The sequence below is a fragment of the Haladaptatus salinisoli genome (genome assembly GCF_020614375.1).
In the GTDB taxonomy this organism is placed as follows: Archaea; Halobacteriota; Halobacteria; order Halobacteriales; family Haladaptataceae; genus Haladaptatus; species Haladaptatus salinisoli.
Window position 1 is genome coordinate 913,251 of the sequence record NZ_CP085327.1, and the last position, 24,154, is coordinate 937,404.

The following is a 24,154-nucleotide window of genomic DNA, read 5'->3' on the forward strand; positions in this document are numbered from 1 at the left end:
TTTTGAATTCGCGAAGGGCGAGACGATTCGGCGGCGCGGCTCCGAGGGGCGCGCATAGATGTAAAAATCCCTACAATATCTACTTAAATATTCTCCGACGATTACCGGTCGAGATGAACGTTACACGGCTCTGGAAACCGCTCGCGGTTTACTCCGGGCTCGCCGCTGTCGTGACGGTCGGTCTGGTGTACGTCGCCACCCACTCTGGGGCGCTCGTACTCGGAGTGGCCGGTTTCGGACTGATGCTCGTCGTCCTCGGCGGCGCTGCGCCGGGGGCGGTCAGCTCCGCGGGCGCGGAACACGCGGAGAGCGCGGGGCTCGGCCTGATGGTCGAGGATATGGGACTCCGACCGGGGTCGTCGGACGTCCCCGTGCGCGCGCTGTTGTTCCTCTACGGTCTCGGGCTCTTCCTCTGGAGCCTCACGGTGTTGCTCACGCTCCGCTCGACGCTTCGGTGAACGCTCGAAGACGAGAGAGCGACGAAAACCTCGGCCGACGGACTACGACACCGCGACGTCGTCCGCGTGCTTGATGACATCGACCGTCTCGGCGTCGACGGCCTCGGTGTCGAGCCAGTGGGGGACGTAGTTTCGGGCTTCGAAATCGTCGCGTTCTTCTTCGCTGCCGATGACGCACCAGAGCTGAGGCTCGTCCGGGCCGTGCCAGTCGCCCTGTCGAGTGACGGAGAAACAGACGACCTCGGCACCGTCGTGTTCGATGATGGCGTTCTTGCGAATGCCGGCGTCGCCGTGGATGATGAGCCGCTTCATACCCGAGCGTTCGGAAGGCGGTCAATTAAGCGCTTCGAAGGGTGGTACGCGCCGTCGAATTCAGTCGTAGGACGGCACGTTGTTCATGTGGTGCACTAGCTCGTCGCCGAGGTGGTCGAGGTAGCCCGAGTGGTCGTGACCGACCTGCGAGGTGGCGTCGAACTCGTTGTAGTTCGGCGCGGGCGTGTTGCCGCTCTCGTAGCCCGTCTCGCCGAGGGCCTGGTCGACCTCGTAGGAGTTGTAGATCCACTGGAGCACGTCGTCCTCGTGACTGTGGTAGTTGAACGTCGCCGCCGTCTCGTTGGCGATGGCGTTGTACGTGTCCGACCACTCCTGGGTCGGGGCCTCGTTGTCCTGCGCCGCGCCGAGCATGTGCGTCGAGTACACCCGGTGGCCCTGCTCGTCCCACCACGAGGTCACGTCGAGCGAGCGGAGCGAACTCAACAGCACCTGCGCGCCGAGCGAGTGACTGACGAATCGGAGCGTCGCGTTCGGACAGTAGTACTTGAAGTCGACCGCGAACTGCGCGAGCTTCTGCCCGTTCTCCTGCGCGACGGTCTGGGCCGTCCCCCACCCGTAGTCCGCGTCGCCGCTCCCGGCGTCGTTGTCCCACGAGTAGCCGACGAGCGTTCCGCCGTAACCCGCGTTTTCGAGGGTGTTTTTCGCGTCGAGGAACTTGTCCTTCGCGTCCTGTTCCGGATTGTCGCCCTTCTTGTGCCAGCCGTGGATGAACACGGTCAGGTCGTTCGCGCAGTAGGTGTCGACGCCCGGCACGTCGCCCGTCGTGTCGTAACTCGTCTGCGTCTCGCCCGCGACGAGACCCCCGTCGTCGTTGTAGTGACCGCGCGTCGAGACGATGGGAATGCCGTATCGCTCCGCGCCGGCGGTGCCGATGCCGAGCGTCGCCAGTCCGGTCGCGGCGACGCCCGTTCGCTGAAGAAATCGTCGTCGGTTAACGTCTACCATGGGTGGTACGAAGTATGTTTCGAGCCGTTACCACTTCAAAATTTTTATTCTGCTCATACAATAAAATATCCGGAGCCTGCGGCGGATAGATATCCCTCCGGACCGGGCGGTCGGGGTTGGCCGTCCGGCGCGGGCGCGGGGTTCCGCCGCCGGACGCGAAACCAAACGGGTTTTAAGTCCCGGTCTACAAACTCTCCGTAAGGTCGATATCTATGCAGATGCCACGCCGATTTAACACGTACTGTCCGCACTGTCACGAACACCAAGAAGTCGAGGTCGTGAAGGTTCGCACCGGCCGCCAGACCGGTATGAAGTGGAACGCCCGCCAGCAGCGACGCGGCAAGGCCGTCATCGGTAACGCCGGCGGTTTCTCGAAGGTGCCCGGCGGAGACAAGCCGACGAAGAAGACCGACCTCAAGTACCGCTGCAGCGAGTGCGGCAAGGCCCACCTCCGCGAGGGATGGCGCGCCGGCCGACTCGAGTTCCAGGAGTAACAATGGCAGGGAACTTCTACACCGTCCAGTGTCCGGACTGCGAGAACGAACAGACCCTCTTCGGAAAAGCGGCGACCGAGGTCAACTGCGTCGTCTGCGGGCACCGACTCGCCTCCCCGACCGGCGGTGAGGCCGAAATCGACGGCGACGTCGTAGAAACGATCCAATCCCGATGAAGTACAGTGGCTGGCCCGAGACCGGAGAACTCGTCGTCGGAAAGGTCGACGAGATAGAGGACTTCGGGGTGTTCGTCGACCTCGAAGAGTACGAGGACAAACGCGGTCTCGTCCACGTCAGCGAAGTCGCCAGCGGGTGGATAAAGAACGTCCGCGACCACGTCAGCGAGGGGCAGACGGTCGTCTGCAAGGTGCTCGACGTGGACGAGGGGTCACAGCAGATCGACCTCTCCATCAAGGACGTCAACGAACACCAGCGCAGCGAAAAGATTCAGGACTGGAAGAACGAGCAGAAGGCCGACAAGTGGATGGCCCTCGCGTTCGGCGAGGAGATGACCGACGAGCAGTACACGAACGTCGCCAACGAACTCCTCGCCGAGTTCGGCAGCATCTACGGCGGCTTCGAGCAGGCGGCCATCCACGGCCCGGACGCGCTCGCCGACACCGACCTCTCGGACGACGAAGTCTCGTCGCTGGTCGAGACCGCCCGCGAGAACGTCTCGGTTCCCTACGTCAACGTCACCGGCTACGTCGACCTCAGAAATGCGGGGAAGAACGGCGTCGACGCCATCAAGGAGGCGCTGAAAGCCGCCGAAGGGAACGGCGACATCCCCGAGGAGATCGAACTCTCCGTGACGTACGTCGGCGCGCCCGAGTACCGAATTCGGGTCAAGGCACCGAACTACAAGACCGCCGAGGCGCAACTGGAAGAGAGCGTCGCCCGCGCCGAGGCCGTCATGGAGGAGGTCGGCGGTACCGCCGCCTTCCACCGCGACCGTCACACCGACGACGAATGAAATCCGACATCCGGGTGTGTTCCGCCTGGGAGGCGAAACACGACCGCCCGGTGTACACCCTCACTTCTACCTGTCCGGAGTGCGGAGCCGAGGCCGTAAACAGCGCCCCCGCCCCGTTCGACCCGGACGACCCCTACGGCGAGTACCGACGCGCTCTTAAGCGGCGCGCCCGCGAATAAGCCACATGGACGAAGTCGATATCGAAATCGTCGCCAATCCGGACGTAGAGTCTCCGGTGCTCATCGAAGGACTGCCGGGCGTCGGCCACGTCGGCAAACTCGTCACCGAACACCTCCTCGAAGAGAAGGAGTGCGAACTCGTCCGGCGGGTGTACTCCGAACACCTACCCCCGCAGGTGAGCGTCGGCGACGACGGGACGACCGAACTGGTCTGCGTCGAACTCCACGCCCTGACGCTCGACGGGCGGGACGTGCTCCTGTTGACCGGGGACTATCAGGCGCAGGACAACGTCGGTCACTACCGACTCACCGACGCCTTCCTCGACGTCGCCGAGGAGTTCGGCGTCGAGCGCGCGTTCGCCCTCGGCGGCGTGCCGACCGGCGAACTCATCGAGGAGTACGACGTGTTGGGCGCGGCGACGACCTCCGAGTTCGTCGCGGAACTCGAAGACGTCGGCGTCGAGTTCCGCGATGACGAACCGGCGGGCGGTATCGTCGGCACGAGCGGTCTCCTGCTCGGTCTCGGCCAGCGCCGCGGCGTCGAGGTGGCCTGCCTGATGGGCGAGACGAGCGGCTACCTCGTCGACCCGAAGAGCGCGCAAGCGGTGCTCGAAATCCTCCAGGAGGTGCTCGGGTTCGAAGTGGACTTCGGCTCGCTCGAAGACCGCGCGGAGGAGATGGAGGAAGTCGTCGGCAAGATAGAGGAGATGGAGGCACAGCAGTCGGCGATGCCGTCCGACGACGACCTCCGGTACATCGGTTAAAACAGCGCCGTCTCTTGTTCGCTGTAGACGTGGTAGAGCGCGGAGAGGACGAAGAGCGCGAGGAAGAACCACGTCCAGAACTCGAAATCGAGTAGCTCAGCCGAGAAGAGGCTGAGCTTCGCCGCGAAGAGGACGACCAGTTCGAGCACGCCGAGACCGAAGTAGTACGCCGCCCACGACACGTCGTGTTGGGGGACGACCTCCATGTACACTTCCACCTCCCGCACCCGGTCTTCGAGCGTGAGCTCCTTCGACCGCTGGTCGTACGCCACGATACCGAGGTCGTCCAGTTTCGGGAGATGCGTCTGGTGGAGCGAGACGTATACGCTCTTTCTGACGTTCCGCGGCGGCGGCGATTCACCCGTCTCTAGCGTGGCGATGTGCTCCGACAGGTCGTCGACCGACAGCGAGCCGTCCGATTCCCGGAGGTATCGAAGCGTCTCGCGTCGCCGGTCGTTCCGTAGGACGTTGTGAATCTCGCTCTCGTCGAGTTCTCGCCCGTCCTCCGGTTGAGTGAGTTTCATGATGGAGGCATCGATGTTGATTCGAGGTGGTTCGTTACTCATACACATCATAACCGACGGGTATTAAGTTTGCCATTATTTCAGGATTCTAATCTTGGAACGAATTATCGGCGAGCGCGAATCGTAGTGGAGCGAGTACAGGTCAGTTCGCTTCGGAATTCTCGGCGGGAGTTTCTTTATTATCGGTGTCCTACAGGAACACCATGCCCGACTGGTTGGTTCTGGGCTTATGGCTGTCGGTGGCGGTGGCCGTAGTGATCACCGGCATATTTCTCGTGGGGGCGCGCCTGTTCCCCACGCGGCGAGCGACCAACGCCACCTACGTGTTCGGCGAGGGGAAACGCCGAACGGAGATCCGCCAGTACCTCCGCGCCATCGGCGAGGACTTCGCGGAGGACCACTTCGTCGCGGGCCAGCACGTCGCGTTCTACCTTCCGAAACGCGACGTCGCCATCACCTTCGACGCTCGGGCGTTCTTCCGCATCGAGAAATCGGAGACGTACGCCGTCCTCGTCGAGCACGAGATGCCGGGCTACCACCTCGGCGACCGGCTCCCGTTCGAAACGCCGAAACTGGGCGACGAGGAGGAAGTCGACACCACGCGGGCCGCGTTCGCCGTGCTCGGGTTGCCGACCAACGCGACGCTCTCGGAGATCAAATCGGCCTACCGCGAGAAGGTGAAAGACGTGCATCCAGACCACGGCGGCACGCGGGAGGAGTTCCAGCGCGTGCGCGAGGCGTACACGACCGCGAAGCGACGCGCTAGCTGACGTTCGCCACTTCGTACGCGACGCCCGCGTCGCGGAGGGCGTCCGTCACGCGCCCCACGCTGTCCGCGGTCGCGACGATGACCACGTTCAATCCGCGCTCCGCCCCTTCGGCGGCGACTTCGCCCGCCGCGAGCGTCGTGTCCGGTTCGACGTTCGCGGCGCGGAGGGCGACGACGGCTTCGACGCCGGTCGCCGCGAGCACGTCGCCCCGCTCGCACGCCGCCGCCAGCGCGTCCGAATCGACCGCTCGACTCCCGCCGGAGCGAACTGGCGGAATCTGATACACGGTCACCCGGCCCGGTTCGAGGTCGATGATTCCCTCGAACTCCGTGACGCCGACCTCCTCGCCGGCCTCGGCGTCGGTCGTGGCGATGCCCGTGGCCGGACCCTCGTCGCTCGGTCGGGCGTGGAGCAGTCCGTCCCGCAGCGAGAGCGTCACGGCCGACCCCTCCTCGACGTCGGTCGTCGCTATCGCGGCGTCCTCGCCGACGTTTCCGAGGATGTCGTCGGTGACGTGCTCCGCGAACCGGCGCACGTCCGCCGCCGACTGCAACAGCCAATCGACGCCCTCCTTCGTCACGCTGTAGCGCGAGCGACCCTCCTTCTCGACGAGCCCGTCGTCGACGAGCCCTCGGATGTACTCGCTCACGGCCTGACTCGTGACGCCGACGGCGTCCGCTATCTCGCCCTGACTCACCGCCGGTTGGCGGTCCGCGATCTCGGAGAGGATGCGAAACCGGGTCGCGGCACGCTTGTCCTCCAGCACGTCGGCCATACCCGAATTCTCGGGCGGAGCGATAAAAATACCAGCGGTGTTTCGCCGTCTTCCGGTAATCCGGAAGAGCGTCAGGTCTATATTTCGTGACGACAACTGGCGAACAGTGATCGCAGCACTCCCCGAAGCCCTCCTCGACGTGCCCGCGTGGCTCCCCGACGCGCTCGCGTGGCTGGTCGTCGTCGCGTTCGTCGCGACCGCGGCGCTCGAACGGTTCGACCGCCGCATCGCACGCGCCGTCGGAGCCGGGGCGTGGGTGCTGTTCGGCGCGTTCTGGGGCGTCCTCTTTCCGCGGTTCGCGTTCGAGATGAAGAGCTTCGTGGAAGGTGCGCTCAGCCTCGCGGCGGTGCCGCTCTGCGTCTACGCCGGCTACCAACTCTACGCTGGTCGGGACTCCCTGTTCGTGCTCTCGCGCGCCGTGGCGGCGATGGGCGTCATCTACCTCCCGTTCACCGAAGTCGGTTTCCTCCGCGAGTGGCTGGTCGAGACGGTGAGCTATCAGACGAACGCCGTCATCGAACTGCTCGGTTACGACCCCGAGTTCACGACGGCGAAGGAGAACGGCTACCACAGCGCCTTCGTCTTCACCGACCGAACGGGCCACACCTACTACACGTACCTCGTGCTCGCCTGCACCGGCATCGGGAGCATGAGCATCTTCGGCGGCCTCATCGCGGCGGTGAAAGCGCCCCTCCGCCGGAAGCTTCGAGCGTTCGCGACGGCCGTCTCCGTCATCTGGGTGCTGAACGTCGCCCGCAACGTATTCATCGCGCTGGCGTTCGGCAACCAGTGGTTCCAGTTCTTCGTCGGCCCCATCACCGACCTCGTCGGCTACAGCGACCCCGGCATGGTGTCCTTCTTCATCGCCGACCGCGTGCTCTCCCAACTGCTCGCGGTGGTCGCGCTGGTCGGCATCCTGTGGCTGGTCGTCCGCGACCTGCCGGAACTGCTGACCGTCATCGAGGACGTGGCGTACCTCGTCACGGGCAGGGAGTACGACCTCTCCCGCGCCGTCGGCGACGACAACAACGCTCGGGGCGACGACGCCACGGTCAGGGCCGATGGAGGACGCTGAGTTCGCCGACCGGGCGGTCTACCTCCCCGCCGCGGACGCGCTCGTCCTCGCCGACCTCCACGTCGGTAAGGACGCCACCTCCGACGTCGAACTCCCGCTCGGCGAGCGGCGCGACCTCACGACTCGGTTCGACGCCCTGCTCGACCGATTCTCCCCGAGCGAGGCCGTCCTCGCGGGCGACGTGCTCCACGCGTTCGACCGACTGCCGGACGGCGCTCCGGAGACCGTCGCCGACCTCGCGACGCTCGCCGACGAGGCGGGCGCGGAACTCGTCGCCGTCGCGGGCAACCACGATTCGATGCTCGCCGAACTGACCGACTGCCCCGACGAACACCGCCTCGCGGACGACACGTTGGTCTGTCACGGCCACGCGGAACCCGAGGGGACCGCCCCGCGCTACGTCGTCGGCCACGACCACCCGGCCATCGAAATCGAGGGCAAACGACGTCCCTGCTACCTCTGGGGGCCGGGGACGTACCGGGGTTCGGACGTGCTCGTCCTCCCGGCGTTCACCCGCCTCGCCAGCGGGACGGTGGTAAACGGGTTGCGGGGACGCGACTTCCAGACGCCGCTGGTCGTCGATTCCGATCCGTTCCGACCCGTCGTCCGCGACGAGGACGCCGACGAGACGTACCGATTTCCGGCGCTGGGGAAGTTCCGGAAGATGCTGTAGGTCGTCGAACGCCGTTGGGGCGGCGCTCGAGTCCCGTCAGCAGAAGCTCTCGACCCGTTTGCGGAGCGGATCGACGGCGGCCCTACGTTGTTCGTCGGTCGCGTCGACCTGGTCGAACCAGTCTTCGAAGTTGAGCATCGAGTGGAGGTTCGCGAGCAGCGCGTAACAGTCGCGGCTCTCGCGGAACTGTTCGACGATACGGGAGGATCTCGCTTCGGAGTAGCCGTCGAGCATGGCTGATCGGATCGTCGCTTGGTGATCCGGGACCTCCGGGACGAACTTCCAGTTACCGCCGGACAGGCTGTGTTCGACGAACGCGAGGTCGTAAGCCGGCGTCGCGGCGATGCAGAACTCCCAGTCGAGCAAGCCGGTGACAGCGCTCGTCTCCGAGTCGAGCAGGACGTTGTCTAACGACTGGTCGATGCGAGCGATGACGGAATCGAACTCGCCGGACAGGGCGTGAATTCGTGCTTCGAGAACCGGGCGAACCGTCGCGCCCAGATCCCCGAACCGGGTTGCGTCCAGACCGGTGACCACTCGGTCGACCTCGGCCGTGAGGTAGTCGACCCAAGAGTGTGTGGGGTTCTGGACGACGATTTGCTCGACACGAGCACTGGGCCGTTCACCGGAGAGCGTCTCGTCGGCGTCGACGCCGACGAACCCGTAGGAATCGACCGCGTCGAGACTGTGAAGTTCCGCAAGGTGTCGACCCGTCGAGCGGGCAAGTCGCTCGACGGCGGTCTCGGAAAACTCGGTCAAGTCGATCCGGTTGTGGTTCGCACCGGGGAGCGTCGACGAGAGGAAAAACGGCGTGGGAAGGTACTCGTGTTCGTCGACCACCCCTAAAACGTCGGGGATCGGCAGGGACGTGTGGGTATCGAGGATGGCGAGAAGTCGCGCTTCGTCGTCGCACGTCGGCGACTTCTCCGGCGGCGTTGCCTTGAGGACGCACTGCCGACGTCCAATCTCCGCCTCGATGTCGAGGTGGTAGACGATGTGGTGTCCGTCGTCGGCGGGAGTCGCTTTCTGAACCTCCCACGTCGGTTCGATGTGCTGTACCATCTCCGTGATCGTCTCGTGTGAAATCGTTCGGTCGTAGATCATGTGGACCCCGTTCCGCGTACCGTCTGCGGTCGTTCGTTCGATAGGAGCGCGTTCGCCCGGTTGGCGGTGCGTGGTATGGATTCGTGTCTCATCCGGGTGCGGCGGTTCGTGCACGTTCCATCGGTCGAACCGAGGGACAGTTCACCGACGTTCGATACCTGAATCGAAAACGCCGCCGAAGACGACGCTATCGGAGCGGTCGTCCGGCGGAGACCGGAGTCGAAGACCGACGACTGTCGGCGTTATCCGCCGAGGTCCTCGTTGAATCTTCGGCGTCCGGTTAGAAAACGAAACTCATCGTAGCTGCTTCAGCGGACGGCATCGAGGGATAAATATTTTTGCGGATACGAATTCGGGGAAATCGCGGCCATCGCCTATCCGGAGGGGCATTCACGGCGATAGACGCGACTTCCGATCGGACCGCTAATCAGACGCTAGCGACGAGATGTTCCCACGAAACTGCGTACCGTCGGGCAGTTCGTCCATCGGAAACCACGCGGCGGTCACGATATCTTCCTCGTCCGCGCGTATCCGCCCGCCCACCCGTCGGGCGACGAAGCCGGCCTGCAGGACGGGAGCGAACGCCGGCGCGCCGTAGTCGAATCGGAGCGTCTCGGTGAACAGCAAATCGGTTACCTCGCACTCGACCCCCGTCTCCTCGCGCGTCTCGCGCTCCGCGGTTCCGGCGACCGTTTCGCCGTCCCCGCCGCGCTCGCGGCGTTCGCCGCTCTCCGATTCCGAGGCGTCGCGCGCCTCGCCCTTTCCGCCCGGCGGTTCCCACGGGAACGAGTGTCCCGAATCGCGCACCAACAGAATCTGCCCGTCGTCCGAGACGAAACAGACCGCGACCCACGGGAAGAGGTCGTCCGGCGTCTCGGGGAAGTCGTGCTGCGGGACGCGAATCGGCTCGCGCACCCGGTGGGGAACCTCGCCCCAGCGGTCCGTCAGCGAAGCGCGAAGTCGCTCGGCGCGGTCGGCGAGTTCCGACGCGACGACGTCGGGTTCCATGGCCGTCGCTTCGCGGCTAGGAGCAAAAAGGACGGGGGATGAACAGGGCTTAGTGTTCGGCCGCGAACGTCCGACTATGGAGACGACGGACGCGTTCATCGGTCTGACGTGCGTTGACTGCGGCGAGACGTTCGACGCCGAGACGGGGACCCACCGCTGTCCCGACTGCGGCGGAATCCTCGACCCGGACTACGACTACGACGCCATCGACCTCTCGCGGCGCGACCTCGAATCGCGGCCCTTCGAGACGATGTGGCGGTACGCGGAACTGCTCCCCTTCGCGCGCGACTCGGCGGTGACGATGGACGAGGGCGCGACGCCCCTCGTCGAGTGCCCGGCCCTCGCGGAGGAGATGGGCGTCGGGCGCGTCCTCTTCAAGGACGAGGGGCGCAACCCGACCGGGACGTTCAAAGACCGCGGGCAGACCGTGGCGGTGACCGCGGCGGCGCAGCACGGCGCGACCGACGTGGCCCTCGCCTCGGCCGGAAACGCGGGGCAGGCAGCGGCGGCCTACGCCGCCCGCGCCGGACTCGCCTCGCACGTCTTCCTCCCGGCGCGCGCCGGGTTCACGAACAAGGCGATGGTCAACGTCCACGGCGGCGACATGACCGTCGTGGAGGGGCGGATCGGCGACGCGGGCGCGGCCTACGCCGACGCGATGGAAACCGAGGACTGGTACTCCGTCAAGACGTTCGTCACGCCCTACCGCCACGAGGGGAAGAAGACGATGTTCTACGAGATCGCGGAGCAGTTGGACTGGGACGTCCCGGACGCCGTGGTGTATCCGACCGGCGGGGGCGTCGGACTGGTCGGCATGCACAAGGCCGCCAAGGAGTTCCGCGACCTCGGGCTGACCGACGACCTCCCGGCGATGTACGCCGCCCAGTCGACGGGCTGTGCGCCCATCGTGGAGGCGTGGGACGAGGGCGAAGACGCGCACGAAGCGTGGGAGACGCCCGACACCATCTGCGGCGGCATCGAGATTCCCGACCCCGGCGCGAGTCCGATGATTCTCGACGCCCTCCGCGAGAGCGACGGCGGGGCGGTCGCGACGAGCGACGAGGACATCCTCGATTCCGCCGTGGCCGTCGCGCAGAAGGAGGGACTGGAGATGGGCGCGACCGCCGCCGCCGCCGCGAGCGGCGCGTGGGAACTCGCACAGCGCGGGGAGTTCGACGACGACGACACCGTCGTCCTGCTCAACACGGGCGCCGGAAACAAGGACGACGACGTGCTCCGCAGCCACCTGATGGGCATGGGCGTCTGAGGCGGTTCGAATGTCCACTTCGCCGCTCAAGCGCGCGCTCGCCGCGGGACTCGTTGGATTTCTGGTCGTGTTCCTCCTCGCGTTCTTCGCGTTCGACTACGGCCTCCAGCGGAGCCTCCTCTCGTCGGTTCCCCCGGCGGTCGGCGTCGTCATCGGCGTCTACCTCGCGAATCGGTTCTTCCTGCGGAACCGGTAGGCGGGGAGTCCCGTCCGCGGTGAGCGCCGCCCCGCCGAGGAGTCGGGGACTTCGTCGGACGAGGCTCCCTCGGCAAGTCTTTCCCACAACTCCGACGCGACGGCGACCGGAGGACGCGCCGCTCCGTCGCTGAATCGACCGTCGTCGGCGATGCGACCGCGCTTCGGCCCCGTCGAGGGAGCGGGGGTTTTCGCCGCCAGCGGTCTCGGTATAGGTGCGACCCGCATACCGACCGACGATGCGACGTTTCGATTTCGATGCAGCGGGGTACCGCACGACCGAACCGACGACGACGACCGCGGAGCCATGACCGTCCTCGGGCTACCGCTCTCGACGTTCCTCGTGTTCGTCGCGACGTTCGTCGCCGGGAGCCTCGGCGCGGTGCACTACCTCGTGGTGCACGTCCTCCGGGGCGAGTCGTTCGACCGGTACGACGCGGAGGGGACGTAGATGGCGATAAACGCGGTCTACCTCGCCACCTTCGCGGCGTACCTCCTCGTCGTCCTCGCGGTCGGCGCGTGGGGCTACACCCGAACGAACGACGTGGAGGACTTCTGGGTGTACGGGCGCGATTTGGGTCCGTGGCTCGCCACGTGGTCGTACGTCGCCAACTTCGTCAGCGCGGTGGCCGTCGTCGGCTTCATCGGCGCGATATACGACGTGGGCTACGCCGTGATGGCGGGCATCTCGTTCGGGCTGATGCTCGGCATCAGCTGTCTCTACTTCGTCGTCCACCGGGTGCGCGCGCTGAACCACGTCACGCTGCCGGACATCATCGCCGACGTGACCGGACGCGAGTGGTCGCGCCCGATAGCCGCGGTCGTCCTGCTCGGCAACGCGTGGCTCTACCTCATCATGCAACTCGTCGGGGCGAGCATCCTCGTGACGACCATCACGGGCGTCCCCTACCGCTACATGGTGTGGGTCATCGGCTTCGTGTTCATCGCCTACACCGTCATGGGCGGGCTGGTGAGCGTCGCGTGGACCGACCTCATGCAGGGGGTCGTGATGTACGCGATGGTCGTGCTGGCGCTCGTCTACCTCTCGTTCGACCTCGGCGGCATCGCGTCCATCAACGCGCAGTTCGCCGCCCTGGACGCCGCGAACACCGCCCCGCTCGGGAGGGGCGTCTACACCGTCGTCGGCATCGTCGGCTCCATGGTCGCGTTCTTCGGGACGGTGTTCACCAGCCAGAGTAACATCATCCGCATCAACGCGACCCGCGACGTGAAGACGGCGAAGTTCCACCTCGCGGCTGCGGGCGTCCTGCTCGGCGTCTTCGAGGTCGTCCTCGTGCTCCTCGGCGGCGCGACGAGCGTCGCCCTCCACAACGCGGGGCTCACCATTCAGAACACCGACCGCGCCTTCCCGGTGCTCATCACGCAGTACCTCCCCACCGAGGTCGGCGTCGTCATCATCCTCGCCGCGATGAGCGCCATCCTCTCGACGACCGACACCCGCCTCCACGCGACCGGCGTCACCACGGCGCGCGACATCTACGGCTACTTCGAACCGGACGCCGACGAGTCCCGACAGCTCGCCGTCTCGCGCTACGCGACCGTCTTCTTCGGCCTCGCGGCGACGGTGGTCGCGGTGAACCCGCCGGGCGCCATCATCACCCTCTACGAGTTCCGCGCCGTGTTGCTCACCTGCGCGTTCCTCCTGCCCGTGTACGCGGGCCTCTACTGGCGCGGCGTCGCGGGGCGCGCGCTCGTCGCGTCGATGGTCTTCGGAACCGTCGTCGGCGTCGGCCTGCGACTCGCAGGGAGCCCGACGGGCATCCCGCCCACCATCGCGGGAGTCGGCGCGGCGGCGCTGACGCTCGTCGGCGGGCACCTCCTCGCGGAAGAAACGTCGAAACCGGCGTCGGCGACCGACTAGAGGAACTCCTTCTCGACCAGTCTCTCGACGGCCTCCTCGATTCGCTCGATATCCGCCGCGTAGGAGATGCGCGCGTAGCCCGGCGCGCCGAACGCGCTCCCCGGCACCGTTGCGACGTGGGCCTCTTCGAGCACGTCCTCGCACCACTGTTGGTCGTCGTCGGCCACGGGCAACATCAGATAGAACGCTCCGTCGGGCGTCCTGACGTCCACGTCGTGCTGTTTCAGCAGGGCGACGAGTCGGTCTCGACGCTCGTGGAACTCCTCCACCATCTCGTCGACCGCGGCGTCGGTGTCGCGCAGGGCTTCGATTCCGGCGCGCTGGACGAAGTTCGTCGCCGACGAGACGGAGTGCGAGTGCAGTTTCGCCGCCTCCGAGACGAGTTCCTCGGGCGCGGCGAGGTAACCGAGCCGCCAGCCCGTCATCGAGTATGCCTTCGAGAAGCCGTTTATCGTGACCGTGCGCTCGAACATCCCGTCGAGCGCGGCGAGACTCGTGAGATCGACGCCGTACGTTATCCGCTCGTAAATTTCGTCGCTGATGACCGTCACGTCGTGCTCGACGGCCAAATCGCGGACGCCCTTCAGCGCGGCGTCCGAGTACACCGCGCCGGTCGGGTTCGACGGCGAGTTGACGACGAGCAGTTCGGTCTCGTCCGAAATCGCATCGCCGAGGTCGTCGAGCGCGGGTTCGAGTTGGAAATCGTGGGGCGCGAGGTTCACGCGGGTCAGGTCGCCGCCCGCTAGCTTCACCATCGCCTCGTAGGAAACCCACGCCGGGTCGAGCAGGACGACCTCGTCGCCCTCGTCCACCACGGTCTGTACGGTTTCGTAGAGCGCCTGCTTCGCGCCGGGCGTGACGACGACGTTCTCGGCCCGGTAGTCGAGGCCGTCGGCCTGCAGTTTCTCGGCGACGGCTTCGCGGAGTTCCGGAACGCCCTTCGACGGCGGATATCCCGTGTGGCCCGCTTCCATCGCCCGTTCGCAGGCTTCGACGACGTTCTCCGGCGTGGCGAAGTCCGGTTCGCCCACGCTCAGGTCGATGACGTCCACGCCGTCGGCTTCGAGTTGCGAGGCGAGACTGCTGATGGCGAGCGTCGCGCTCGGCTCGACGCGCTGGATTCGCTCGGAGAAGTTCATGCGGCGAGTTCCTCCGTGAGGTCGACGGCTCCTTCGACCGCCCGCGCGCCGTAGTCGGTGCGCTCGCGGGCCTCCGCGCCCGACATCCCCGGGCCGGTGATGCCGAGCGCGACGGGGGTGTCCCGGTTCAAGCTCACGTCCGTCAGCTTCTGGGTCGCCGCGGTCGTGATGACCCGGTCGTGGTCGGTGTCGCCGGTGACGACCGCGCCGAGCACCGCGACCGCGTCGATGTCGTCCCGCCGGGCGAGCCTGTCCGCCGCGAGGGGCGTGTCGTACGCCCCCGGAACGTGTAGCGTTTCGACTATCTCCGCGCCTCGCTCGGCGGCAGCCTCGCGCGCCGACGCCTCCATCTGTTCCGTTATCGGAGCGTTGAACTCCGCAACGACGAGTCCGAGCGTTACCATGTGTGGCGGGAGGCCAGCGCGGCTAAAAGAACTACCGCTCTCCGCAACGCTTGTATCCCCCCTCCGTCTTGAAAGGAAACGATGAGTTCAGACGAACGAGCGCCCTCCGGGTGGATAGCTTCCAACCGGACTCTCGCCGCCCTCCTCGCCGTCTCGGCGCTCGCGCTGGCGCTGCGGCTCTTCCGTCTCGGAAATCGGGTCGCCCACTGGGACGAAGCCCGCGTCGGCTACTGGATACTCCGCTACCAGGAGACGGGAATCTGGGAGTACCACGCCGTCATCCACGGGCCGTTCTTCCCGCAGGTGAACAGCGTCCTCTTCCAACTGGTCGGCGCGAGCGATTTCACGGCCCGGCTACCGGTCGCGCTCGTCGCCGGACTGCTCCCGCTCGCGGCGTGGCTCTACCGCGACCACCTCCGCGAATCGGAGATGGTCGCGCTCGCGCTCTTTCTCGCCCTGAATCCGATTCTCCTCTACTACTCGCGGTTCATGCGCAACGACGTGCTCCTCGCGGCGTTCATGCTGTTCGCCCTCGGGTTTTTCCTTCGCGCACGCGCGACGGGGAGGGCTCGGTACATCTACGCGGGGACGGCGATGCTGGCCCTCGGGTTCACGACGAAGGAGAACGTCCTCCTCTACGTCCTCTCGTGGCTCGGCGCTGGCGCGCTGTTGCTCGACCACCGACTGTTCCTCGCGCGCAACCACGGCCGGAGATGGACCGGCGCGTTCGTCGAGCGCGCGACTCGAAGCGGTCGGTGGCTGGCGCGGTTCGCCCCGCACATCGCGCTCGCGGTCGTCGAGTTCTTCGCCATCGTCGTCTACTTCTACGCGCCCCGAGCGCGCGGCGTCGAGGGGCCCGGACTGTGGAAGGCGTTCGGAAACCCGGCGATGTTCGGCGCCGTGGTGCGGGAAGCGACGGTGGGTTCGTGGAGCGAGTTCACCGGTCACTGGGTCAAGAGCCAAGGCCACTCGTACCTCCCCTACTTCGAGCACTTCGTGCGCGTGCTCGAACAGGGCGCGCTTCCGCTGGTCGTCTTCTCGGTGGTCGGATTCCTCGCGGCCCGGTACGTGGACGAACGCCCCCGCGACCTCGTCTCGTTCGCGTTCTACTGGGGCGCGGTCGGCGTCCTCGGCTACCCCCTCGTCACCGACATCAAGGCTGGATGGGTCACCGCCCACGTCGTCGCCCCGCTCGCGATCCCGGCGGCGGTCGGCGCCGCGCTCCTCTACCGGTGGGGACAGGAGGCCTACGAGGACGGCGACGACGCGGGAGCCGCCGCCGCCGCGCTCGTCGCACTGCTCGTCGTCGCGCAGGTCGCGTTTCCGGCGGTGAGCTTCGCGTATCTCCACCCGCAGGACCGGCACGTCCCCGGCCTGCTCGGCGGTCAGCAGGACAACTACATCGTGCAGTACGGCCAACCGGCGGACGGGATCGGTCCGGCGCTGGAGAAGATGCAGGCCGCCGCGAGGGCCAACGAGAACGGAACGGACGTGCTCTACTACGGATACGCGAACGAGCAGAGCGATTACATCTTCTTCGTCCCGGACGAGAGCGATAACGACCGCTGGCCCGCCGCGAGCGGCTGGTACAATCGCTTACCGCTGCCGTGGTACACCGAGTTGGCGAACGCGAGCGTCGACAGCACGATGCAAAGCGAGACGCTCGAAACCCGACGGCCGCCGGTCGTCATCACTCGAACGAAGAAGAAACCCGATATCGACGAGTATCTGAGCGGGTACGTGGCCTACGACCACGAACTCACGCTCCACGGGAGCGAAACGACCATCTACATCAAGCGGAGCGCGCTCCGCGAGGCGAACTCGACCGCATAAACGTGCATATTCTCCGTCGAGGTTGGCAAATTTTATGCACCCACAGCGATAACCGACGGACGACATGGTTACGGCTTCACCGCCAACGCTGGGCGTCGTCGGCGGCGGACAACTCGGTCGGATGCTGGCGGAGGCTGCCGCCCCGCTCGGCGTCGAACTGGTCGTGGTCGACCCGACCCCCGACTGTCCGGCGTCGCCGGTCGTCCGCGACCAGATCGTGGGCGACTTCGACGACCCGGACGCGGTTCGAGAACTCGCCGACCGCGCCGACGCGCTGACGTTCGAAATCGAACTCGCCGACCCCGACCTGCTCGACGCGGTCGCCGAGGAGTACGACGTGCCGGTTCACCCCGACCCCGACACGCTCCGGACGATACAGGACAAACTCGTCCAGAAGCGCGCGCTTCGGGAGCGAGGGATACCGGTGCCCGACTTCCGCCCCGTCGAGGACCGCGACGACCTGCTCGACGCGGGCGAGGCGTTCGGCTACCCGATGATGCTGAAAGCCCGCCGCGGCGGCTACGACGGGCGCGGAAACCTCCCCGTCGAGTCGCCGGACGAGGCGGACGACGCGCTCGCGGAGATGTCGGGCGAACTGATGGTCGAGGAGTTCGTCCCCTTCGAGCGCGAACTCTCGGTCATCGCCGCCAAGGGCGACGGCGAGGTGGCGACCTTCCCCGTCGGCGAGAACGTCCACGAGGACGAAATCCTCCGCGAAACGGTCGTTCCGGCGCGCACGTCCGAGCGGGTTCGGGAGCGCGCGGAGGCGGTCGCGCGCGACGTGCTCTCGGCGCTGTCCGGGCGCGGCGTGTACGGTATCGAGTTGTTCGAGCGCGAGGACGGCGCGATTTCGGTGAACGAGATAGCGCCCCGCCCCCACAACTCCGGCCACTACACCATCGAGGGGGCGCTGACCTCGCAGTTCGAACAGCACGTCCGCGGCGTCCTCGGCTATCCGCTCGGCGCGACCGACCTCCGGTGTCCCGTCGCGATGTCGAACGTGCTCGGCGACGTGGCGGAACCCCGCCCGGCCGACTGCTCCGGGTTCGAAGCGGTTCTCGCCGCGCGCGGCGCGTCCTTCCACTGGTACGGCAAGCGCGAGGTGCGCCCCCTCCGGAAGATGGGACACGTCACCCTCGTCGGCGATTCGCTCGCGAGCGAATCGCCGACCGGGGGGTCGTCCGCCGAGTCCGATGCCGAACCGTCCGTCAGCGACCTGCTGGCCGAAGTACGCTCGCTCACCGACTCGCTCACCTTCCGATGACCACCCCTGACTCAGTAACGAGCCTCGTCGAACAGTTCGAAGCCGAAGCGGAGCGCGACCGCCCCCCCGAAGCGACGCCGGAAGTGGGTATCGTCATGGGCAGCGACTCCGACCTCGACGTGATGTCGGGGGCGCACGACGCCCTCACGGAACTCGGCTTCGAGGAAGTGACCGACTACGACGACCCGCCGGAATCGCGGTTCACCTTCGAAACCTACGTCGTCTCGGCCCACCGCACCCCCGAACTGATGTACGCCTACGCGAGGACGGCGGAGGCCCGCGGGTTGGACGTCGTCATCGCCGGGGCGGGCGGAAAGTCGGCCGACCTGCCGAACATGACCGCCTCGCTCGCGTACCCCCTCCCGGTGGTCGGCGTTCCGGTGCAGGAGAAGTCCGTCTCGTCGGTCATCGGGATGCCGACGGGCGCGCCCATCGTCGCCGTGGACGCGGGCAAGTCGTTCAACGCCGCGCTCTCCGCGGTGCAGGTACTCGCCCGAGAGCACGACGAACTCCGGAAACGATTGGTTGCGTACCACGACGAGTTGCGAGAGAGCGTCGGAGAGGTGTCAAGAGATCTACACGAAACGGGGACGCCGGCGTTCCGCGATCGGTCGTAGCGTATCCATCTTCTTTCTCCTCCGCCCTGACGGCCGTACCGTTCGTCGCGAGAAATGTTCCGTTACGGAAAAGAAAGCGTCAGTTGCCGCGAGACGGTCGGAAGAGCCGCTGACCGGCCCAAATCGCAAGAATCAACGCTTATAGGGGTGCGCTCACAAAACACCGCCTGCTAGGAGAATACCGGTATGAATCCATGGGTAGCTATTGGCGCGCTCGCGCTGGTGGGGATCGCCATCCCGTTGAGTATGATGGCGATTTCGAGCCTCCTCAGGCCGAGCGTACCAGAACAAGGCAAATCCGCCACCTACGAGAGCGGTGAGGTCCCGACAGGGACGACGCGCATCCGGTTCAACATCCAGTACTACATGGTTGCGCTGCTGTTCGTCGTCTTCGACATCGAGACGGTTCTCATCTTCCCTTGGACCGTCATCTATCGAAACGCCATCGAAAGCGGTGTCGATCTGGCGACGATACTCGTCCCAATGTTGGTCTTCATCGGCGTTCTCGCCGTCGGGCTCGCGTGGGCCTGGCGCAACGGTGCGGTGCGGTGGGTTCGCAGCCCCCGCGGAACACAACGGAGTGCTGAACAATGAGCAACGAACCACGGGAGTTTATACAGGGTAGCACAGTCCCGCAGACGAAGACCCGTGAGGCGCGGAAAGGAGACGCCGACAACCGTTTCAACTCGAAACTGCGGGAAGCGTTCGGCGCGTCGCCGTTCATCCTCACGAAATTCGACAAGTTCATGAACTGGGTGCGGGGGTCGTCGATGTTCATGCTCCAGTTCGGTATCGCCTGCTGCAGCATCGAGATGATGCACACCTACGCCGTCAAACACGACTTGGACCGCTTCGGCTCGGGTGTGCCGCGCGCGTCGCCGCGACAGGCCGACGTGATGATCGTGCCGGGCACCATCGTCTCGAAGTTCGCGCCCCGAATGAAGCGCGTCTACGACCAGATGCCCGAACCCAAGTTCGTCGTGAACATGGGGTCGTGCGCCATCAGCGGCGGCCCGTTCCAGGAAGGGTACAACGTCATCAAGGGCGCGGAGGAGGTCATCCCCATCGACATCCACGTCCCCGGATGCCCGCCGCGCCCCGAGGCGCTCGTCTACGGCGTCGTGAAACTGCAAGAGCGCATCGCCAACGGCGAGAGCAGTCCGGTCGTCGTGAAGCCGTACGAACTGGAGCAGTTCAGCGACCTCGAACGCGACGAACTCGTCGAATCGCTCGCCGACCAGATCGACGAGGACTCCCTCGTCATGCGCTACAACTGGGCTGATTCGCCATGAGTTCGCAGGAAGAAGTACCGTCGACGGTCGAGAGCGTCGACGGCGACGAACTCGCGGCGTTGCTCGGCGACCACGTCGTCGGACGCGAGGAGCACCTGAACGCGCCGGGCTTCGTGATCCGGCCCGACGAGGTGCAGGACGCGCTCGCCCTCCTGCGCGACGAGGCCGGATTCGACCACCTCTCGATGGTGACCGCGCAGGACTACGAGGACCGCTACGAGACCATCTACCACCTGAAGAAGTACGACGACCCGACGCAGGAAGCGAGCGTCGTCGTGCCGACGCCCACTGACGCGCCGAAGAGCCAGACGGCCGAACCCGTCTACGCCACCGCGAACTGGCAGGAGCGAGAGGCGTACGACCTCGTCGGCATCGAGTACGACGGACACTCCGACCTGCGTCGCATCCTGCTGCCCGAGACGTGGCAGGGCCACCCGCTGTCCCGAAACTACGACCAGGACAGGCCCCAACTCGTCTCGTTCCAAGCGCACGAGAATCCGCTTCCGGGCGAGAGCCACCACGACGAGGACACGGACACGATGTTCCTCAACATCGGGCCGCACCACCCGGCCACGCACGGGGTGCTCCACCTCAAGACGACCCTCGACGGCGAGCAGGTGGCGGACGTCGACCCGGACATCGGCTACCTCCACCGCTGCGAGGAGCAGATGGCCCAGAACGGAACGTACCGACACCAGATAATGCCGTACCCCGACCGGTGGGACTACGCGTCGGCGGGCCTGCTCAACGAGTGGGCGTACGCGCGCGTGGCCGAGGACTTGAACGGTCTCGACGTGCCGGAGTACGCGCAGGTCATCCGGACGATGGGCGCGGAGCTGTGTCGCATCGCGTCGCACATGCTCGCGGTCGGAACGTTCGCGCTCGACATCTACGGCGACTTCACCGCCATCTTCATGTACGCGATGCGCGACCGGGAGGTCGTCCAGAACATCCTGGAGGACCTCACCGGCCAGCGCATGATGTTCAACTACTTCCGCCTCGGCGGGGTCGTCTGGGACATTCCGGAGCCGCGCGAGGAGTTCTTCGAGAAGATCCGCGACTTCCTCGACGGGCTTCCGGAGGCGCTCGACGAGTACCACGACCTTGTCACGAGCAACGAGATATTCCAGATTCGAACCATCGACACCGGCATCCTCGAACCCGAGACCGCGAAGGAGTACGGCGCGACGGGGCCGGTCGCCCGCGGGTCGGGCATCGACTACGACCTGCGCCGCGACGACCCCTACGGCTACTACGACCAGCTCGACTGGAACGTCGTCACCGAGGACGGCTGCGACAACTACTCGCGCTTCCTCGTCCGGATGCGCGAGGTCGAGGAGTCGGCGAAGATAATCGAACAGTGCGTCGAACTGCTCGAAGACTGGCCGGAAGACGACCGCGAGATCCAGTCGAACGTCCCCCGGACGCTCAAGCCGGACGCGGACACCGAAGTGTACCGCGCGGTCGAAGCCGCGAAGGGCGAACTCGGCATCTACATCCGGAGCGACGGGACGGACAAGCCGGGACGGTTCAAGATACGCAGTCCGTGTTTCTGTAACCTCTCGGCGCTCGGCGAGATGTCCAGAGGGGAGTACATCCCCGACCTCGTCGCCACGCTCGGCAGTCTCGACGTGATTCTCGGGGAGGTCGACCGATGAACTTCGTTCCGCTTCAAGGCGATAGTCCGGTGCTCCTCCCCGAGCAGATCGCCCGCGCGCTGGGCGGCCAGAACCCCAGCGCGCCGATAGAGCTGCTCTCGGCGCTCATCGCGGCGGCCGTCGTCGGCACTATCATGCTGACGATGACGGCGTTCGCGGGACCGTGGGCGAAGCGGAAGATCACCGCGGCGTTCACCGACCGCATCGCGGTCAACCGGGTCGGTCCGTTCGGCCTGCTCATCATCGTCGCGGACGCGGTTCGGCTGCTGTCGAAGGAGCTAATCATCCCGGATGGCGCGGACCGTCCCGCCTTCGACCTCGCGCCGCTCGTGATGGCGGGGTCGGCGCTTCTCGGCTTCGCGGTCATCCCGATGGGCTCCCTTTTCGGCATCAATCTGCAGCTCGCCGACCCCGAAACCGGGTTGGCGTACGTGTTCGCCGTGGCGTCCATCGCCACCCTCGGACTGACGATGGGCGGCTACGCGTCGAACAACAAGTACTCGCTTCTCGGCGCGCTCCGCGCCGTGGCGCAGAATATCGCCTACGAGATTCCGCTCGTCGTGACGGCGGCGTCCGTCGTCATCTTCGCGGGGTCGCTCCAGACGAGCCAGATCGTCGCACAGCAGCAACAGACGCTGGTGACCATCGCCGGCGTCAGCATTCCCGCGTGGTACGCGTTCGTCAATCCGTTCGCGTTCGTGCTGTTCATGGCGGCGAACCTCGCGGAGGTCGGACGCAACCCGTTCGACATCCCGGAAGCGCCGACGGAGATCGTCGCCGGGTACCAGACCGAGTACTCCAGCGTGTACTTCGTCCTCTTCTACCTCGGCGAGTTCCTGCACATCTTCCTCGGCGGAGCCATCATCGCCACGGTCTTCCTCGGCGGGCCGGACGGTCCCGCCTCCGGCTCCATCGGCTTCGTCTGGTTCACCGTCAAAATCTGGGCGGTGTTCCTGTTCACGCAGTGGGCGCGCTCGGCGATTCCGCGCGTTCGCATCGACCAACTCATCGAGATCGGCTGGAAGGGCATGCTCGTGCTTTCGTTCGCGAACTTGGTCCTCACGGCCATCATCGTAGGGGTGATGCTATGATCGGACTACTCAAAGGAATGGCAACGACGATGAAACACGCATTGGACGGGTCGACGTTCACGGTGGAGTATCCGGACGTCGCGCCCGAAGTGAGCCCGCGCTTCCGCGGCATCCACAAGTTCAGCCAGGAGCGCTGCATCTGGTGTCGCCAGTGCGAGAACGTCTGCCCGAACGACACCATCCAGATCGTGCAGGACGACCAGCGCAACGGCGAGCAGTACAACCTCCACGTCGGCCAGTGCATCTACTGCCGACTCTGCGAGGAGGTCTGTCCCGTCGACGCCATCCTCCTGACCCAGAACTTCGAGTTCACGGGCGATACGAAGGACGATCTGATCTACAACAAAGAACAGTTGAAGAACGTTCCGTGGTACAAAGACATCGACCCGCTGGAGTCGCGCGAACCCGACAGGGGCGCGTGGATCGGCGAGGGCGAGGGAGCGGTCGACTATCAGTGAACACGCCCGTCTCGAAATGTTAAAAGGGCGTTTCTCCAAACCATAAGGTGACTGAAATGGCATACGAGATGATCGCGTTCGGGCTGTTCGCCGCCATTACGGTGGCGAGTAGCTTGGGCGCTGTCCTGGTGCGGGACGTGTGGCATGCCGCGTTGCTGCTCGGCGTTTCGTTGCTGAGCTTCGCGGTGCACTACGTCATGTTGCAGGCGGAGTTCGTTGCGGCGATGCAGATCCTCGTCTACGTGGGCGGGGTTCTCATCCTGATAACGTTCGCCGTCATGCTCACACGTCGAGCAAGTACAGAGGAGGTGACCAACGTATGACGTCGCGGCCGCGGATGCGTGACCCGTCGAAGATGCTTCCCGGCATCGGCGCGCTCGCGCTGTTCGTCGTCCTCGCCGCGGTGTTCCTCGGCGCGTCGTTCGGCGCGCCGCAAGGCTTCCCGAACGGAGCCAACATCACGGCGAGCATCGGCTACGCGATGTTCAACATCTTCAACGTCGGCGGACAGAGCATCGTTCCGAGCGAGGGATTCCTCATCGCGTTCGAGATAATCGACCTCGTCCTCGTCGCCGCGCTGGCGGCGGCGGTGATGCTCGCCCGTCGCGAGGGCGTCGGCATCACGGAGTCGATCCGAACCGACGGCGGAAGAGACGAGGGAGGTGACGAGTGATGGCGGTGCCGGTCCAGTACTACCTACTGCTCTCGGCGGCCGTGTTCTGCACGGGGCTGTTCGGCATCCTCACCCGGAAGAACGCGCTGATGTTCCTCATCAGCGTCGAGTTGATGCTGAACGCCGCGAACATCAACCTCGTCGCGTTCTCCCACTACCACGGCAACCTGACCGGCCAGACCTTCAGCCTGTTCACGCTGGCGCTGGCCGCCGCGGAGGTCGCGGTGGGTATCGGCATCATCCTCGTGTTGTATCGCAACTTCAACGACGTGGACGTGACCCAAGCGACGACAATGAGGTGGTAAG

General features: G+C 65.8%; 32 protein-coding genes. 24 read left to right on the top strand and 8 right to left on the bottom strand.

The annotated features are described in order from the left end of the window. Positions 1–113 precede the first annotated feature (113 nt). Entirely contained in the window at positions 114–458 is a 345-nt protein-coding gene (locus tag LIX00_RS05080) for a DUF8070 family membrane protein (protein WP_227355119.1), read from the top strand. Positions 459–500: 42 nt separating this feature from the next. On the opposite strand, the gene LIX00_RS05085 is transcribed toward LIX00_RS05080, so the two are convergent. Then, the gene (locus tag LIX00_RS05085) at positions 501–770 is read right to left on the bottom strand and encodes an HAH_0734 family protein (protein ID WP_227355120.1); all 270 of its coding nucleotides are present in this window, start codon (positions 768–770) and stop codon (positions 501–503) included. A 60-nt stretch (positions 771–830) separates the two neighbouring features. After that, a complete protein-coding gene (locus LIX00_RS05090; protein WP_227355121.1) occupies positions 831–1,736 on the bottom strand; it encodes a hypothetical protein in 906 nt (301 codons plus the stop codon). Positions 1,737–1,948: 212 nt separating this feature from the next. Between LIX00_RS05090 and LIX00_RS05095 the strand changes: the two genes are divergently transcribed. The 5 genes from LIX00_RS05095 to LIX00_RS05115 are packed head-to-tail and all read left to right on the top strand — an operon-like array spanning position 1,949 to position 4,146. Further along, entirely contained in the window at positions 1,949–2,230 is a 282-nt protein-coding gene (locus LIX00_RS05095; RefSeq protein ID WP_227355122.1) for a 50S ribosomal protein L44e, read from the top strand. 2 nt (positions 2,231–2,232) lie between these two features. After that, entirely contained in the window at positions 2,233–2,406 is a 174-nt protein-coding gene (locus LIX00_RS05100; protein WP_227355123.1) for a 30S ribosomal protein S27e, read from the top strand. Next, entirely contained in the window at positions 2,403–3,203 is an 801-nt protein-coding gene (locus tag LIX00_RS05105; protein ID WP_227355124.1) for a translation initiation factor IF-2 subunit alpha, read from the top strand. Before LIX00_RS05100 ends, LIX00_RS05105 begins: the two co-directional genes overlap by 4 nt. Beyond that, positions 3,200–3,382 (top strand): RNA-protein complex protein Nop10, encoded by a 183-nt coding sequence (locus LIX00_RS05110; RefSeq protein ID WP_227355125.1) that lies wholly within the window; start codon positions 3,200–3,202, stop codon positions 3,380–3,382. The genes LIX00_RS05105 and LIX00_RS05110 overlap by 4 nt, the downstream gene beginning before the upstream one ends. A gap of 5 nt (positions 3,383–3,387) precedes the next feature. Beyond that, positions 3,388–4,146, top strand: coding sequence for a proteasome assembly chaperone family protein (locus LIX00_RS05115; RefSeq protein ID WP_227355126.1), 759 nt, complete (start codon positions 3,388–3,390; stop codon positions 4,144–4,146). Here LIX00_RS05115 and LIX00_RS05120 read toward each other — a convergent pair. Further along, positions 4,143–4,712, bottom strand: coding sequence for a DUF7344 domain-containing protein (locus tag LIX00_RS05120; RefSeq protein ID WP_227355127.1), 570 nt, complete (start codon positions 4,710–4,712; stop codon positions 4,143–4,145). The genes LIX00_RS05115 and LIX00_RS05120 overlap by 4 nt on opposite strands. A 161-nt stretch (positions 4,713–4,873) precedes the next feature. On the opposite strand from LIX00_RS05120, the gene LIX00_RS05125 reads away from it, so the two are divergent. Beyond that, positions 4,874–5,440 (top strand): J domain-containing protein, encoded by a 567-nt coding sequence (locus LIX00_RS05125; RefSeq protein WP_227355128.1) that lies wholly within the window; start codon positions 4,874–4,876, stop codon positions 5,438–5,440. Here LIX00_RS05125 and LIX00_RS05130 read toward each other — a convergent pair. Then, positions 5,433–6,215, bottom strand: coding sequence for a DUF7839 domain-containing protein (locus tag LIX00_RS05130; protein ID WP_227355129.1), 783 nt, complete (start codon positions 6,213–6,215; stop codon positions 5,433–5,435). The two genes, LIX00_RS05125 and LIX00_RS05130, sit on opposite strands and share 8 nt — an antisense overlap. Positions 6,216–6,321: 106 nt before the next feature. On the opposite strand from LIX00_RS05130, the gene artA reads away from it, so the two are divergent. Then, a complete protein-coding gene (gene artA / locus LIX00_RS05135; protein WP_227355130.1) occupies positions 6,322–7,290 on the top strand; it encodes an archaeosortase A in 969 nt (322 codons plus the stop codon). Further along, positions 7,277–7,963 carry a metallophosphoesterase gene (locus LIX00_RS05140; RefSeq protein ID WP_227355131.1) on the top strand — a complete coding sequence of 229 codons (687 nt, stop codon included), beginning with the start codon at positions 7,277–7,279 and terminating at the stop codon, positions 7,961–7,963. Before artA ends, LIX00_RS05140 begins: the two co-directional genes overlap by 14 nt. 36 nt (positions 7,964–7,999) lie before the next feature. Here the strand turns inward: LIX00_RS05140 and LIX00_RS05145 are convergent, their stop codons facing one another. Together LIX00_RS05145 and LIX00_RS05150 are read right to left on the bottom strand one after the other, a co-directional pair. Next, positions 8,000–9,067: a phosphotransferase family protein gene (locus LIX00_RS05145; protein ID WP_227355132.1), complete on the bottom strand. Its 1,068-nt coding sequence runs from the start codon at positions 9,065–9,067 to the stop codon at positions 8,000–8,002. 423 nt (positions 9,068–9,490) lie between these two features. Beyond that, positions 9,491–10,075, bottom strand: coding sequence for an NUDIX hydrolase (locus LIX00_RS05150; RefSeq protein ID WP_227355133.1), 585 nt, complete (start codon positions 10,073–10,075; stop codon positions 9,491–9,493). 76 nt (positions 10,076–10,151) lie between these two features. Here LIX00_RS05150 and LIX00_RS05155 point away from each other — a divergent pair, with 76 nt between their 5' ends. From LIX00_RS05155 to LIX00_RS05170, 4 genes are all read left to right on the top strand, one after another. Next, positions 10,152–11,342 carry a threonine synthase gene (locus tag LIX00_RS05155; RefSeq protein WP_227355134.1) on the top strand — a complete coding sequence of 397 codons (1,191 nt, stop codon included), beginning with the start codon at positions 10,152–10,154 and terminating at the stop codon, positions 11,340–11,342. 10 nt (positions 11,343–11,352) lie between these two features. Beyond that, positions 11,353–11,538 carry a hypothetical protein gene (locus LIX00_RS05160; RefSeq protein WP_227355135.1) on the top strand — a complete coding sequence of 62 codons (186 nt, stop codon included), beginning with the start codon at positions 11,353–11,355 and terminating at the stop codon, positions 11,536–11,538. A gap of 150 nt (positions 11,539–11,688) precedes the next feature. Further along, positions 11,689–11,988, top strand: coding sequence for a hypothetical protein (locus LIX00_RS05165; RefSeq protein WP_227355136.1), 300 nt, complete (start codon positions 11,689–11,691; stop codon positions 11,986–11,988). Further along, positions 11,989–13,419 carry a sodium:solute symporter family protein gene (locus LIX00_RS05170; RefSeq protein WP_227355137.1) on the top strand — a complete coding sequence of 477 codons (1,431 nt, stop codon included), beginning with the start codon at positions 11,989–11,991 and terminating at the stop codon, positions 13,417–13,419. It abuts the gene before it with no gap. On the opposite strand, the gene LIX00_RS05175 is transcribed toward LIX00_RS05170, so the two are convergent. Further along, positions 13,416–14,558 (bottom strand): pyridoxal phosphate-dependent aminotransferase, encoded by a 1,143-nt coding sequence (locus LIX00_RS05175; protein ID WP_227355138.1) that lies wholly within the window; start codon positions 14,556–14,558, stop codon positions 13,416–13,418. The two genes, LIX00_RS05170 and LIX00_RS05175, sit on opposite strands and share 4 nt — an antisense overlap. Beyond that, complete coding sequence (ribH, locus tag LIX00_RS05180; protein WP_227355139.1) at positions 14,555–14,962, bottom strand: 6,7-dimethyl-8-ribityllumazine synthase; 408 nt, start codon at positions 14,960–14,962, stop codon at positions 14,555–14,557. Before ribH ends, LIX00_RS05175 begins: the two co-directional genes overlap by 4 nt. A gap of 81 nt (positions 14,963–15,043) precedes the next feature. Here ribH and LIX00_RS05185 point away from each other — a divergent pair, with 81 nt between their 5' ends. The 11 genes from LIX00_RS05185 to nuoK all read left to right on the top strand — a co-directional run bounded on the left by LIX00_RS05185 (position 15,044) and on the right by nuoK (position 24,153). Further along, complete coding sequence (locus tag LIX00_RS05185; protein WP_227355140.1) at positions 15,044–16,795, top strand: flippase activity-associated protein Agl23; 1,752 nt, start codon at positions 15,044–15,046, stop codon at positions 16,793–16,795. Between the two features lie 64 nt (positions 16,796–16,859). Next, a complete protein-coding gene (locus tag LIX00_RS05190) occupies positions 16,860–18,059 on the top strand; it encodes a 5-(carboxyamino)imidazole ribonucleotide synthase (protein WP_227355141.1) in 1,200 nt (399 codons plus the stop codon). Continuing rightward, positions 18,056–18,676 (top strand): 5-(carboxyamino)imidazole ribonucleotide mutase, encoded by a 621-nt coding sequence (purE, locus tag LIX00_RS05195; protein ID WP_227355142.1) that lies wholly within the window; start codon positions 18,056–18,058, stop codon positions 18,674–18,676. The genes LIX00_RS05190 and purE overlap by 4 nt, the downstream gene beginning before the upstream one ends. Positions 18,677–18,862: 186 nt before the next feature. Beyond that, on the top strand, positions 18,863–19,270 hold the full coding sequence (locus tag LIX00_RS05200; RefSeq protein ID WP_227355143.1) for an NADH-quinone oxidoreductase subunit A: 408 nt from the start codon (positions 18,863–18,865) through the stop codon (positions 19,268–19,270). Continuing rightward, positions 19,267–19,968 (top strand): NADH-quinone oxidoreductase subunit B, encoded by a 702-nt coding sequence (locus LIX00_RS05205; RefSeq protein ID WP_227355144.1) that lies wholly within the window; start codon positions 19,267–19,269, stop codon positions 19,966–19,968. The genes LIX00_RS05200 and LIX00_RS05205 overlap by 4 nt, the downstream gene beginning before the upstream one ends. Next, a complete protein-coding gene (locus LIX00_RS05210) occupies positions 19,965–21,626 on the top strand; it encodes an NADH-quinone oxidoreductase subunit D (RefSeq protein WP_227355145.1) in 1,662 nt (553 codons plus the stop codon). The genes LIX00_RS05205 and LIX00_RS05210 overlap by 4 nt, the downstream gene beginning before the upstream one ends. After that, entirely contained in the window at positions 21,623–22,717 is a 1,095-nt protein-coding gene (locus LIX00_RS05215) for a complex I subunit 1/NuoH family protein (RefSeq protein WP_227355146.1), read from the top strand. Before LIX00_RS05210 ends, LIX00_RS05215 begins: the two co-directional genes overlap by 4 nt. Beyond that, positions 22,714–23,175, top strand: a complete 462-nt coding sequence (locus tag LIX00_RS05220; RefSeq protein ID WP_227355147.1) for a NuoI/complex I 23 kDa subunit family protein — start codon at positions 22,714–22,716, stop codon at positions 23,173–23,175. Before LIX00_RS05215 ends, LIX00_RS05220 begins: the two co-directional genes overlap by 4 nt. 56 nt (positions 23,176–23,231) lie before the next feature. Then, a complete protein-coding gene (locus LIX00_RS05225) occupies positions 23,232–23,498 on the top strand; it encodes an NADH-quinone oxidoreductase subunit J (RefSeq protein ID WP_227355664.1) in 267 nt (88 codons plus the stop codon). Continuing rightward, entirely contained in the window at positions 23,495–23,848 is a 354-nt protein-coding gene (locus LIX00_RS05230) for a proton-conducting membrane transporter (protein WP_227355148.1), read from the top strand. The genes LIX00_RS05225 and LIX00_RS05230 overlap by 4 nt, the downstream gene beginning before the upstream one ends. Continuing rightward, positions 23,848–24,153 carry an NADH-quinone oxidoreductase subunit NuoK gene (gene nuoK / locus LIX00_RS05235; protein WP_227355149.1) on the top strand — a complete coding sequence of 102 codons (306 nt, stop codon included), beginning with the start codon at positions 23,848–23,850 and terminating at the stop codon, positions 24,151–24,153. The genes LIX00_RS05230 and nuoK overlap by 1 nt, the downstream gene beginning before the upstream one ends. Position 24,154 lies beyond the last annotated feature (1 nt).